Below are 12,921 nucleotides of genomic sequence, written 5' to 3' on the forward strand. Positions count from 1 at the left end.
GAGACATCATGATTCCATCTATTCCCCAATCCCGTTTTCTGACCACCGCCTATGCGGCCTATATTGTGGTCTTCTTTGTCTTTTTGGCGCTGCCGCTGCTGGTGGTTGCGGGCTTTGCCTTCAACGACAGCCAGTTCCCGTCACTGCCATGGGAAGGGTTCACTTGGAACTGGTTCTTCGGCGATGAACGTCCGATGATCGGTGTGTTCCACGAACGTTCGATCCTGCGGGCGATCGGCACCTCGATCCTTGTTGCGGTGCTGGTGTCGGCCCTTGCGGTGACGGTTGGCCTGTCCAACGCCTTCCTGTTCAACCGGTACAAGTTCCGGGGTCAGGGCATTCTCTATGTGTTGATGCTGCTGCCGCTGGTGATCCCTGGCATCGTGCTGGGCATTTCGATTCTGGTGTTTTCCAGCCGTGTAGCCAATGGCCTCTGGGATGGGTACCGCATTGATATCGAAGCACTGCGGCCCGGCCTTTTGCTGGTGATCTTGGGGCAGTTTTCCTTCATCACCACGATTGCCACGCTGGTGATCGGCGCCCGTCTGCAAAAGTTTGACCGCACGCTGGAAGAGGCAGCACTGAACCTTGGCGCAGGCCGTTTGGTAGCGATCCGCACGGTGACACTGCCCTATCTGGCACCGGCGATGGTGGGGGCCTTTGTGGTCTCGTTCCTGATGAGCTTTGAAAACTTCAACACCACGCTGATGCTTGTGGGCTCTGACGCGCCGCTGACAATTGCGATGTTTGACCGCCTGAAAGAAGGCTCGACGCCTTTGCTGAACGCGGTGTCGCTGCTGTTGATGCTGGGCTCCAGTTGTCTGGCGCTGATCATGATTTTCTTCCAGAAGAAGTAAAAAACCTTACGAGAGCGGCAGTTCCAGCGTCAGGCTGGCGCCGCTCTCGACCGCGTCGATCCGTAGTTTGCCTTTGTGGCGCAGTGCCACGGATTGCGCGATGGCCAGACCCAGACCGCTGCCGTCAGACGGGGTGGCCTGCGAAAAACGGCTGAAAAGAAAATCGGTCTGATCCGGCTGCAGGTCGAGGCCGTCATCCCACACCGTGAGCTGTGCGTGTGCGTCGGTCTGGCGCAAACGAACCTCAATCCGGCCCAAGGCGCTGCCGCCGTGTTTCATAGCGTTGTCGATGAGGTTCTTGATGGCCTCCGACAGGAACACACGGTCACCCTGTACCGTCACGGTCGCCTGCGGCGGGTCATAGGCAAACGCCACCCCCGCCGACAGCACATCAGCGCCCATTTCGGCGCAGATGTCCTGCACCAGCTGGCCAAGATCAAAGCTCTCCTGCGCCAGGTCCTGTCCCGGCTGACGCAACCGTTCCAAGGAGAGCAGCTGTTCGGCAATGCGGGCGGATTGGCGGGCGGCGGCGACCAGTTCGTTCACACGCTGTTCACGGTCCTGATCCGTGCGGGCATCGCGCACGGATTCCGCCATGGATTGTACGGCGGCGGCGGGGTTGCGCAGCTGATGCGCGGCATCCGAAATAAAGCTCTGATGGGCCTCGATGCTGTGTTCGACCTGCCCTAGCAGGCGGTTGAGCGTGCGGACAATGCCTTTGGCCTCCGCAGGGACCGACCGTTTGATCCGGCTGAGATCTTTGGGTGAACGGCGGGCAATGGCCTCTTGCAGGTCGGTCAGCGGGCGCAGGCCCCGTTCCACCCCGAACCAGACGACCAGCGCCAGCGTCGCCATCAATGCGCCAATCAGACTGATCGCCCGCACCGCCAGTTCATTGGCGAAGGCGCGGCGGTCACTGATCCGCTGCCAGACGGTGACGGTGGCGTCACCGGTCAGGGATTCAAAGGTGGTTCGTTCGGTGACGCGCAAAACCCGCACCGGTTCTTCGCGGTAGGAAGCTTCGAAAAACTGCGGGATATAGGTGTTGGCTTCGGCCTGTCCGGTGGTGGCGGGAGGATAGGCATAGCCGGTGATGTAGATCCCCCCCGGTCCGGTGGCGTGATAGAACACCTCCCCGCCAGAGGCGTCGCGGATCAGATCCCGTGTCGATAGGCTCAGAAGGTCGCCGCCGGAAATCGCCACATCGCGCGAAATCGCCAAGGCGGCCGCCAGTAGGCCCCGGTCAAACAGTTCTTCGGCGGTTTGCTGGGCGACGGTGAAGCGCCAGTAGCCAAGCAGCAGGGCCATCACCATCAGCGGGCTGAGGATCAGCACAAACAGGCGCAGCCGCAGCGAAGGGCGGCGGGGCCGGCGCATCAGCTTTGCGCTTCCAGCATATAGCCCAATCCACGGGCGGTTTTGATCGCCACCCCATGCGGGCTCAGGCGTTTGCGCAGGCGCGAGACATGCGGCTCAATTGCAGTGTCTTCCACATCCGCACCCACGCCGTAAACGTGATCGGTCAGCCGCGCCTTGGAGATAATCCGCCCGCGCCGTTCCAGCAGACATTCCAGCACTGCCAGTTCCCGCCGCGGGATGTCCAGCGCCTGACCGGTCGCCATCACCTGCCGTGTGGTCCGGTCAAAGGTGAGGGCACCGACCTCTTCATGTGCGCCATAGTCGATGTTCTTGCGCCGTGACAGGGCGCGGACCCGCGCTTCCAGCTCATCCATCTCGAAGGGTTTCACCAGATAATCGTCTGCCCCGGCATCCAGCCCGGTCACCCGGTCCCGCGTGTCGCTACGGGCGGTCAACAAGATCACTGGCGTGCCATCCCCACGGGCCCGCATCGCCCGCAGAACCTCTAGCCCGGAAAGGCCTGGCAGGTTGATGTCCAACACCACCAGATCTGCCCCGTCGTGGGCCAGAAAGGCATCGCCCTCTGCGCCATTGGTCAGCACATCGGCGGCATGGCCCCGGTCGCGCAGACGGTAGGCAATGGCGTTGGCCAGGGTTTCATTGTCTTCGATGATGACGATCCGCATGGGGTTCCTGAAAATCTAACTTTCCACTTTGGCGCAAGTTTGGCGCAAGGTTGGTCGTGCATGATCCATGTCATCGGATGGGGAATCAACCCCGTCAAAGATTTCTGAAGCGCGGCGATCATGGAGGGTTGCTGCGCCCTATAGGTCTATATGGGAGGATCCAATGACCGTATCCAAATACGCCCGCACTGTGGCTGCTGGCCTGATTGCCGCTGCCGGTATCACCGCCCCTGCGGCTGCCGAAGTCGATTTCTCCGGTAAGACCATCGAATGGGTCATCCCCTTCTCGGAAACCGGCGGTTCGGCCAAATGGGCCAATTTCTTTGCGCCTTTGCTGGCCGAAGAGCTGCCTGGCAACCCCACGGTTGTGGTGAAATTCATGCCTGGCGCAGGTTCGACCAAAGGTGCCAACTGGTTCCAGGAACAAGAACACGAAGACGGCACCCTGCTGTTCGGCACCTCCGGCTCAACTCAGTTCCCCTATCTGCTGAACGATCCGCGTGTGCGCTATGAGTACAACGAATGGAACCCGGTGATGGCATCGGGCACCGGCGGTGTGGCTTACCTGAACGCCGAAGATGGCGCCAAGTTTGACGGTTCTGCCAACAACCTGCAGGACATCGATTTCATCTACGGTTCGCAGGGCGCAACCCGTCTGGATCTGGTGCCGCTGCTGGCCTGGGAAATGCTGGGCATGAACGTGGAACCTGTCTTTGGCATCAAAGGCCGGGGTGATGGCCGCCTGATGTTTGAACGTGGTGAAGCCACCATCGATTACCAGACTACCTCGGGCTATCTGGGCGGATCGGCGCCGCTGGTCGAAGCGGGCACCGCGGTGCCCATGATGACCTGGGGCGCTCTGGACAAGGACGGCAACATCGTTCGCGATCCCACCTTCCCTGACATGCCGACCTTCAAAGAGGTTTGTGAAGCCACCGACGGCTGTGAAACCAGCGGGGAGAAGTGGGATGCATGGAAAGCCTTCTTCATCTCGGGCTTCCCGGTGCAGAAACTGGCCTTCCTGCCCGCAGGCACCCCGCAAGAGGTGATCGACACCTACACAATGGCCTTCCTGAACGTGGTCGCCCGTGACGATTTCGCTGAGATTTCGTCCAAGCGCGTGGGCAAGTATCAGGTCTTCACCGGCGACAGCGCACAGTCCGCGCTGGGCACCGCCACCAGCGTTCCGGTGGAAGCCAAAGACTATGTCACCGGCTGGCTGAAAGACTCCTACGGCGTTGAGCTGAAGTAAAAGTCTCCTCCCCGGGGCGTCGGTGCGGTTTTCCGTCCGGCGCCCCACTATTTTCCACATTCCCAAGATGAAAGGCATGTCCGATGGAGATGTTTGCCACCGCACTTCCCGCTTTGGGAGACGCCTGGGCGTTGATCCTGCAACCTGTTGTGCTGGGCTATCTGGTGCTGGGCGTTGTGATGGGGCTGGCTGTCGGGGTGTTCCCCGGACTGGGTGGTATCGCCGGTCTGTCACTGCTGTTGCCTTTCATGTTTGGAATGGATCCGATCCTTGGTCTGGCGCTGATGATCGGGATGGTCGCTGTGGTGCCAACCTCTGACACCTTTGCCTCGGTTCTGATGGGGATCCCGGGATCTTCGGCCTCGCAGGCGACGGTGCTCGACGGTTTTCCGATGGCCAAAAACGGCGAAGCCGCGCGCGCGCTGGCGGCGGCATTCACCTCGTCCCTGTTTGGCGGGCTGGTGGGGGCCACCTTCCTGACCATGTTCATTCTGGTGGCCCGTCCCATCGTTTTGGCCTTTGGCCTGCCCGAGATGTTGATGATCACCATCCTTGGCTTGTCTATGGTGGCCGTTCTGGCTGGGCGCTTTGCCCTGAAAGGGTTGGCTGCGGCAGGTCTGGGCCTGATGATCGGCACCATTGGTGAGGCGGATGCTGGTGGGTCGCTGCGGATGGCAAGCTACGACATTCCCTACCTGACCGATGGCCTGAAACTGGTGATCGTCGGCCTTGGCATCTTTGCCGTCCCCGAGATCGTGTCGCTGCTGCGTCAGGACCGGTCCATCGCCAAGGGCGCCAACCTTGGCGCAGGCTGGACGCAGGGCATCAAAGACTGGTTTGCCAACAAATGGCTGTCGGTGCGCTGCTCCATCATTGGTGTGGTGGTGGGGATCATCCCCGGTCTGGGGGGATCGGTTGTGGATTGGATCGCCTATGGCCACACGGTGCAGACTACCAAGGACAAGTCGAAATTCGGCAAGGGTGAAGTGCGTGGCGTGATTGGGCCGGAAAGCTCGAACAACGCCAAAGAGGGCGGCGGTCTGGTGCCAACCCTGCTGTTCGGCATCCCCGGTTCTGGGTCGATGGCGATCTTCATTGGGGCTGTGGCGTTGCTAGGGTCGGGCAGTATCGAGGTGGGCCCCGCCATGCTGAAGGACAATCTGGACATCACCTATTCGATTGTCTGGCTGCTGGCTTTGGCCAATGTGGTGGGCACTGTCCTGTGTATCGCGGCCTCCGGTGGCATCGCCAAGCTGACCACGATTCGCTTCACCTATCTGGCGCCGTTCCTGTTCATGCTGATCAGCTTCGCCGCTTTCCAATCCGGCCAGAATTTCGAAGATCTGCTGGCGCTTTTCCTGATTGGCCTGATCGGCATCTTCCTGCGCCGGTTCGACTGGTCGCGCCCTGCCTTCCTGATCGGCTTTGTGCTGTCCAATCCGGTGGAGAAATTCACCAACCAAGCGTTCCAGATCGCCTCTTTCCGCTTCCGCAAAAGCTTTGAGGCGGGGATGGACTATGTCTTTAGCCCGATTGTGATTGTGCTGATCATCATCACCCTTGTCTCGGTTGTGCTGGGCATCCGTCAGGCCAAGCTGATCATGTCCGAAGGCGAAGTGCAGTCCGGTGCCAAACGGGCCCCGTTGGTGTTCCTCTTGGTGATTGCGGGCTACCTGATCACCGCGCTGGTCAATGCCAACATGATCCCCGACTACAACATGACGGACAAGATCATCCCGCTGGTTGTGGGCGGCTTCGCCCTGACCTGCTGTCTGATCCTGCTGATCCAAATGATCCGTCGTCCGGAAGGGGATGCGATTTTTGCGGACAAGGAAGTGGCAGGCGAAGACGCCGATGCCCCGCACGGGTTGTGGTCGACGCTGGCTTGGTTTGCTGGGCTGATCGCGGCCACCTGGGTTGTGGGGTTCATTCTGGCGCTGGTCGGGTTCCTGCTGGCCTTCTTCCGCCGCCGTGCAGGCGCCAGCTGGGGCATGACGCTGCTGCTGACCACCTGTGGCATTGCCTTCATGTGCTTCATGGCTTGGTCGTTGAACCGGGATTTCCCACCGGGTCTGCTGCAGGACGCTGTTGACCTGCGCTGGCCGCTGAAGTGATCGGGGAGGGCGCAAACGGATGTCGCAACCGCTGAGATATCTCTGTCTGGCCGGAGACGGGATCGGCCCCGAGATCATGGCAGCGACCGAGGCTGTGCTGCGGGCGGTGGCCCCGGCCCTCACCAGACCGTTGCAGCTGGAACAGGCAGAGATCGGCTTTGCAGCCTTGGAGGCTTCGGGCACAACACTGCCTGAGGCCGTGATCGCCCGCGCCACAGCGGTGGAAGGGGTGATCCTTGGCCCGGTCTCCCACAACGCCTATCCACTTGCTGACGCGGGGGGGATCAATCCATCGGGCGTGTTGCGCAAGGCGTTGGATCTGTTTGCCAACCACAGGCCCGCGGCCACCTGGCAAGGTCTGGAGGCCCCGTCGCGCAAAGCGTTTGATCTGGTGGTGATGCGCGAAAATTTGGAAGGGTTTTATGCCGATCGCAATATGCATCACGGCGGCGGCGAGTTTATGCCCGACGCGGACACCGCCTTGGCCTTTCGCAAAATCACCCGCGCCGCCTCGATGAACATTGCGCAGGCAGGCTTTGCGCTGGCGGCAACGCGACCGGCGCAGAAGGTGACCGTGATCCACAAGGCCAATGTCATGCGGATCAGCGACGGGTTGTTCCTTGAGTGCTGCCGCGCAGTGGCCAAGGCCTATCCGCAGATCACCTATGAGGAGGTGCTGGTGGATGCCGCCGCGGCCCATCTGGTGCGCGATCCGTCCCGTTTCGATGTATTGATCACCACCAATATGTTTGGCGATATCCTGTCCGATCTGGCCTCGGAACTGGCCGGTGGTCTGGGACTGGCGGGATCGCTGAACTTTGGCCGCCCCCATGCGCTTGCGCAGGCCCAGCATGGGTCGGCGCCGGATATTGCCGGACAGGATAAGGCCAATCCAACCTCCTTGATCTTGTCGGCAGAAATGCTGCTGCGCCACCACGGGGAAACACGCGCCGCCGACCTGATCCGCACAACAGTGGGCCAGGCCCTTGCCCGCCCCGAAACCCGTACCGGGGACCTTGGCGGCACGATGGGCACTGTCGCCTTCACTCAACATCTGACCACCCAAATTTCGGAGGCCCTGAGATGAGCCAGACCGCCATTCCCTACCTTTTCATGCGGGGCGGTACCTCGCGCGGGCCGTATTTCCGACGTGAAGACCTGCCGGAAGATCTGGACCAACTGGCCAAGGTGTTGATTGCGGTCACAGGATCAGGGCACAGGTTGAACATCGACGGGATCGGCGGGGGGGATGCGGTCACCACGAAATGTGCCATGCTGTCGAAATCGGATCGCGCTGACGCCGACATTGACTACTTTTTTGCGCAGGTTGCGGTCGAGGAACAGCTGGTCGATTTCAAACCCACCTGTGGCAATATCCTGTCGGGCGTTGGCCCGGCTGCAATTGAAATGGGGCTGGTCACGCCGACAGGGGACGAGACCGAGATCACCATTCATGCGGTCAACACAGGGGCGCTGGTCAAGGCGACGATTACCACCCCAAACGGTCAGCTGACCTATGACGGCGACGCTGGAATTGCCGGGGTGCCGGGCAGCTCCGCGCCGGTGAAACTCAGCTTTATGGGGGTGGTCGGCTCTGCCACAGGGGCGTTCCTGCCCACGGGAAAACTGCGCGATGAAATCGACGGAATCGTGGTTACTTGCATGGATGTGGCAATGCCTGTTGTGCTGGCCCGCGCGGCGGATTTTGGTCTGACAGGCTATGAAACGGTGGCCGAGCTTGACGGCAACCGCACCTTCTTTGACCGGTTTGAAGCGATCCGCATTGAGGCCGGCAAACGCATGGGAATGGGCGATTGTTCCAAATCCGTAACCCCCAAGTTTGCCCTTCTGGCGGCGGCGCAGGAGGGCGGCACCATTGCCACCCGCTATTTCATGCCGTGGAAAACCCATCCCACAATGGCGGTCACCGGGGCGCAGTGCATCGCGTCCTGTGCGCTGACACCGGGATCGGTTGCAGATGGCTTGCTGACCCGGCCGGACAGCAGCCCCGCCGAGGTGGTATTGGAACATGCGTCTGGCACCATTGCTGTGCTGGTCGATTTTGACACAAGTGATGGCTTCGCCCTGAACGCCGCCGGTCTGGTCCGCACTGCGCGCAAGATTGCCGCTGGTGAGGTCTTTGTGCCTGCCACCCTCTGGGATGGAACATAACGCCACGCACGGGAGGCCGCGATGAAGGTGCATATTCTCGACGACTGGTTTGACACCCTGCGTGGCTTGCCGTGTTTTGCCAAGCTGCAGGGGCTGGACGTCACCGTCTGGACCGATCATTGCGACGATGTGGCGGCGCTGGCAGGTCGCCTGCAAGACGCTGAGGTGTTGGTGCTGTTTCGCGAACGGACCCAGATCACCCGGGCGCTGCTGGAACGGCTGTCCAATTTGAAACTGATCTCGCAACGCTCAGCCTATCCGCATGTGGATGTCGCAGCTTGCTCTGATCATGGGGTGTTGCTGTGTTCCAACATGCATGGTGGTGCGCCCGCCTATGCCGCGGCCGAGCTGACCTGGGCGCTAATCATGTCAGGGATGCGGGATTTGCCAGCGCAGATGGTCAGCACCAAGGCAGGCCGCTGGCAGGTGGGTGTGGGCAAAACCCTACGCGGGCGCACGTTGGGGCTTTATGGCTACGGACGGATTGCCAAAACGGTTGCGGGCTACGCGCAAGCCTTCGGGATGCAGGTGCAATGGTGGGCCTCAGAAGAGGGGCGCGCACGGGCGGCAGCAGATGGCGCCGCAGTGGCTGCAAGCCGGGCGGCGTTCTTTGCCAGTTCGGATGTGGTCTCCCTCCATGTGCGGCTGAAACCGGAAACCAAAGGCATCATCACCTCCGTAGATCTGGCGACGATGCAACCGGGTGCCTTGTTTGTGAACACCTCGCGCGCTGGGTTGATTGCACCGGGCGCCTTGCTGGCGGCGCTGCAGGCCGGGCGACCGGGCAAAGCGGCGGTGGATGTGTTTGAAACGGAACCGATGAGAGATCCCGATGATCCGCTGCTGCGTCATCCCAATCTGATTGCCACGCCGCATATTGGCTTTGTGACCGAAGATGAGTTCGATCTGCAGTTTTCAGACATCTTTGATCAGGTGGTGGCCTATGCGGCAGGCGCACCGACCCACATGATCAACCCCGAGGTGCTGGCGTCCTAATTCCCTGCCGCTACCGCGCGGATTTGGGCTTTCAGTGCCGTGACAGCGGGCGTTTCGGTCTGGCCCAAGCGGGACAACAGCCCCACCGGACGGGCGATATCGGGTGCAACCAATGGCACGGCGGGCAGACCCGCCGCGTGGGTCACAGCCTCGGGCAACAGTGCGGCGCCAATGCCGTCCCGCACCATCGACAGCGCGGTGGTAGAACGCCCTGCCTCATAGGACCAGCGCAAGTCCAGCCGTGCACGCGCCGCAGCCTCATCAATTAACAAACGGTTGCCAGTGCCCCGTGCAGGCAGGATCAATGGCGTGTCGCGCAACTGGTTCAGGTCGACCCGCGCAGCCTGAGCCGCCGGATGATCAGGTGGTAGCGCCAGCATGATCCGCTCTTCCATCAAGGTTTCAAATGCAGTGGCGGGTTCCAACATAGGGATCGAACAAAGGCCAAAATCTGCCTCGCCCTCGGCGACCGCTTCTGTCACCTCATTGGCGGCGGCGTCGATCAGCCGGATGCGGGTGCTATGCCCGGCGGCATGGAACCGCTTTAGCGCAGGCGTCAGCAGGTGGCTGATAACCGTGGGGATGGTTGCCACCGTCACCACAGCCCCCCGTTGATGGGCAAACGCTACACTTTCGTCCCGCATGGCGCGTGCGGTTTCCCTGGCATCTTCCAGAATAGCCTCGGCCCGGGCCTGCAGACGTTTCGCTGCCAATGTCGGTTTCACCGCCCGTGTAGTGCGTTCAAACAGCTGACTGCCCAGCGCCTCTTCCAACTTTCGAATGCGGCGGGTCACGGCGGATTGCGACAGGTTCAACCGCTCTGCCGCCTTGTGGAAAGAGCCGAGGTCTTTGACGGCCAGGAAAGCTTCGAGATCGGCAAAATCGTAATTGATGCTCATAACGCATTAATCCCATCAAAACCGGTATTGGTCAAATTAAACGCCCGCCGTTACGCCCAAGTGCAGCAAGGGAGCTGAGACTATGACCAGCCAATATGACATCGTGGTGATTGGGGGCGGCAACGCCACGCTTTGCGCCGCCATGACCGCCGCCGAGGACGGGGCCAGAGTTCTGATCCTTGAAACCGCCCCCAAACCCTATCGTGGTGGCAATTCGCGCCACACCCGCAACTTTCGCTGTATGCACGCAGGCCCCCTTGGGCCACTGATCGAGGATTACAGCGAAGAAGAATACTTTACCGATCTGATGAAAGTGACAGGCGGTAAGACCGATGAGCATCTTGCCCGTCTGGCCATTCGCAGTTCCGAAGAATGCCTGCCCTGGATGGAGGCGCATGGCGTGCGGTTCCAGCCGTCGCTGTCAGGCACGCTGAGCCTTGCGCGCACAAATGCCTTCTTCATGGGCGGCGGCAAAAGTCTGGTAAATGCCTATTACCGCACCGCTGAGACGCTGGGGGTCGAAGTCCTTTATGAGGCGCATGTGACCCATCTGGAACTGGCGGGTGACCGGATTGAATGGGTGGACTACACCCATGAAGGTCAGTCCCATCGCCTGAGCCCCAAAGCGGTGATCGTGGCCTCTGGTGGGTTTCAGGCAGACACCGACTGGCTGACCCGCGCCTGGGGTCCAGCGGCAGAAAACTTCCTGATCCGCGGCACGCCCTACAATCGCGGGGTGGTGCTGAATGATCTGCTGGAACAGGGCGTCGAAAGCGTGGGCGACCCCACCCAATGTCACGCGGTAGCGATCGACGGGCGCGCGCCGAAATTTGACGGCGGCATCGTGACCCGGCTGGACTGTGTGCCTTTTTCCATTGTGGTGAACAAAAACGCTGACCGTTTCTATGATGAGGGCGAAGATGTCTGGCCCAAACGCTATGCGATCTGGGGCCGACTGGTGGCGGCGCAGCCCGATCAGGTGGGGTATGTCATCATCGACGCCAAATCGCTGAACCTCTTCATGCCCTCGGTTTTCCCACCGCTAAAAGCCGACACTCTGGAAGAGCTGGCCGAGATGATGGACCTGCCACCGGAAAAACTGTGCGACACCGTCGAGGCCTTCAATGCGGGTTGCGGTGACACCTCGAATTTTCATCCGACCGAACTGGACGGGGTGGCGACCAGAGGTATTGAACCGGCCAAGACCAACTGGGCCCGCCCAATCACCGAGCCGCCGTTTTACGGCTATTCCCTGCGCACCGGCGTGACCTTCACCTATTTGGGGCTGAAGGTGGACGATAACGCGCAATGTTCAACCGCCACAGGCAAAATCCAGAACCTCTGGGCGGCGGGCGAAACCATGGCTGGCTCCATTCTGGGGCAAGGCTATCTGGCCGGGTTCGGCATGACCATCGGGACCGTGTTTGGTCGCATCGCAGGACGGGAGGCCGCAGCCTATGCCCAATGAAATGAACACCGTAAATCCTGACCTCATTCAGGAAGCCCGCCGTCAGGCAGAGATCTGCAACGCCTGCCGTTACTGCGAGGGCTATTGCTCGGTCTTTCCCTCGCTCAACGCCGAACGCGCCTTTGGCGCAGGGGACATCACCCAGCTGGCCAACCTCTGCCACAATTGTCGCGGTTGTTACTATGCCTGTCAGTATACCGCGCCGCATGAGTTTGATCTGAACCTGCCCAAGGCCCTGGCCGAAGTGCGCCGGGACAGCTGGGAGGCCTTCGCCTGGCCGCAGCCCTTCGCACGTCGGTTCCACACCCAAGGCGGAGCGATTGCGCTGGCGCTGGTCATTGGGTTTGCGCTGGTGTTCTGGGCGATCAAGGCGCTTGGATCAGCCGGGGGCGAGGGGGTCTATGCGGTGTTGTCGCACAATGCGATGGTGGCGATCTTTGTGCCTGCCTTCCTGCTGCCGCTGGTCAGCCTGGCGGTGTCGCTGCGACGGTATTGGGCCTCTGTCGGGGGCAAGATGTTGACCTTTGGCGATGTCCGGATGGCCTTCACCCGCGCGGCCAAGATGCAGGATCTGGCGGCGGGGCATGGAGACGGCTGCAATTTTGAAGATGAGGACCGTTTTAGTCACGCCCGGCGCCATGTGCATCATGCGGTGATGTATGGGTTCCTGTTGTGTTTCGCGGCAACCTCGGCGGGGACAATGATGCATTTCCTGTTGAACATGCCTGCGCCTTACCCGTTGTTTTCACTGCCCAAACTGTTGGGTGTTTCCGGGGGTGTCTTGCTGACGCTGGGCTGCATCGCGATGGTGGTGCTGAAGCTGAAATCGGACCGTGAACTGGGTGACGTACAGGCCTGGGGTGGTGAGATCGGGTTTATCGCCTTGCTGGGCTTCACAGGATTTTCTGGGCTGGCGCTATATTGTGCGGGTGGCACTGCTCTGATGCCAGCGCTGCTGGCGATCCATCTGGGGGCGGTGCTGAGTTTTTTCCTGCTGACGCCGTTCACCAAAATGGCGCATGGGTTTTACCGGTTGGCCGCGCTGTTGCGAGATGCACAGCGCAAGCGTGGGATGTGATCGGCCGGAGTTGAGTATTTAGAGGATCATTGAAAGGGGC

11 protein-coding genes are annotated in these 12,921 nt (G+C 60.9%); 8 read left to right on the forward strand and 3 right to left on the reverse strand.

All coding sequences use genetic code 11. The annotated features are described in order from the left end of the window. Nucleotides 1-8 precede the first annotated feature (8 nt). Nucleotides 9-857, forward strand: coding sequence for an ABC transporter permease (locus SIC14_RS07190; RefSeq protein WP_412565143.1), 849 nt, complete (start codon nucleotides 9-11; stop codon nucleotides 855-857). A gap of 6 nt (nucleotides 858-863) precedes the next feature. On the opposite strand, the gene SIC14_RS07195 is transcribed toward SIC14_RS07190, so the two are convergent. Next, on the reverse strand, nucleotides 864-2,234 hold the full coding sequence (locus tag SIC14_RS07195) for a sensor histidine kinase (protein ID WP_412565144.1): 1,371 nt from the start codon (nucleotides 2,232-2,234) through the stop codon (nucleotides 864-866). After that, nucleotides 2,234-2,902 carry a response regulator transcription factor gene (locus tag SIC14_RS07200; protein ID WP_412565145.1) on the reverse strand — a complete coding sequence of 223 codons (669 nt, stop codon included), beginning with the start codon at nucleotides 2,900-2,902 and terminating at the stop codon, nucleotides 2,234-2,236. The genes SIC14_RS07195 and SIC14_RS07200 overlap by 1 nt, the downstream gene beginning before the upstream one ends. A 163-nt stretch (nucleotides 2,903-3,065) precedes the next feature. On the opposite strand from SIC14_RS07200, the gene SIC14_RS07205 reads away from it, so the two are divergent. The 5 genes from SIC14_RS07205 to SIC14_RS07225 all read left to right on the forward strand — a co-directional run bounded on the left by SIC14_RS07205 (nucleotide 3,066) and on the right by SIC14_RS07225 (nucleotide 9,436). After that, complete coding sequence (locus SIC14_RS07205; protein ID WP_412565146.1) at nucleotides 3,066-4,154, forward strand: tricarboxylate transporter; 1,089 nt, start codon at nucleotides 3,066-3,068, stop codon at nucleotides 4,152-4,154. Between the two features lie 83 nt (nucleotides 4,155-4,237). After that, complete coding sequence (locus SIC14_RS07210; protein WP_412565147.1) at nucleotides 4,238-6,268, forward strand: tripartite tricarboxylate transporter permease; 2,031 nt, start codon at nucleotides 4,238-4,240, stop codon at nucleotides 6,266-6,268. A 19-nt stretch (nucleotides 6,269-6,287) separates the two neighbouring features. Then, nucleotides 6,288-7,355, forward strand: coding sequence for an isocitrate/isopropylmalate dehydrogenase family protein (locus SIC14_RS07215; protein ID WP_412565148.1), 1,068 nt, complete (start codon nucleotides 6,288-6,290; stop codon nucleotides 7,353-7,355). Next, the gene (locus SIC14_RS07220; protein WP_412565149.1) at nucleotides 7,352-8,440 is read left to right on the forward strand and encodes a 4-oxalomesaconate tautomerase; all 1,089 of its coding nucleotides are present in this window, start codon (nucleotides 7,352-7,354) and stop codon (nucleotides 8,438-8,440) included. The genes SIC14_RS07215 and SIC14_RS07220 overlap by 4 nt, the downstream gene beginning before the upstream one ends. A 21-nt stretch (nucleotides 8,441-8,461) precedes the next feature. Next, nucleotides 8,462-9,436: a D-2-hydroxyacid dehydrogenase family protein gene (locus SIC14_RS07225; protein WP_412565150.1), complete on the forward strand. Its 975-nt coding sequence runs from the start codon at nucleotides 8,462-8,464 to the stop codon at nucleotides 9,434-9,436. On the opposite strand, the gene SIC14_RS07230 is transcribed toward SIC14_RS07225, so the two are convergent. Continuing rightward, nucleotides 9,433-10,335: a LysR family transcriptional regulator gene (locus tag SIC14_RS07230; protein ID WP_412565151.1), complete on the reverse strand. Its 903-nt coding sequence runs from the start codon at nucleotides 10,333-10,335 to the stop codon at nucleotides 9,433-9,435. The genes SIC14_RS07225 and SIC14_RS07230 overlap by 4 nt on opposite strands. An 82-nt stretch (nucleotides 10,336-10,417) precedes the next feature. Here SIC14_RS07230 and tcuA point away from each other — a divergent pair, with 82 nt between their 5' ends. Beyond that, nucleotides 10,418-11,803, forward strand: a complete 1,386-nt coding sequence (gene tcuA, locus SIC14_RS07235) for an FAD-dependent tricarballylate dehydrogenase TcuA (RefSeq protein WP_412565152.1) — start codon at nucleotides 10,418-10,420, stop codon at nucleotides 11,801-11,803. Further along, a complete protein-coding gene (tcuB, locus tag SIC14_RS07240; protein WP_412565153.1) occupies nucleotides 11,793-12,881 on the forward strand; it encodes a tricarballylate utilization 4Fe-4S protein TcuB in 1,089 nt (362 codons plus the stop codon). Before tcuA ends, tcuB begins: the two co-directional genes overlap by 11 nt. The last annotated feature ends 40 nt before the right edge of the window (nucleotides 12,882-12,921 follow it).

It is taken from the genome of Thalassobius sp. MITS945101 (genome assembly GCF_047123305.1).
Classification (GTDB): Bacteria; Pseudomonadota; Alphaproteobacteria; order Rhodobacterales; family Rhodobacteraceae; genus Thalassobius.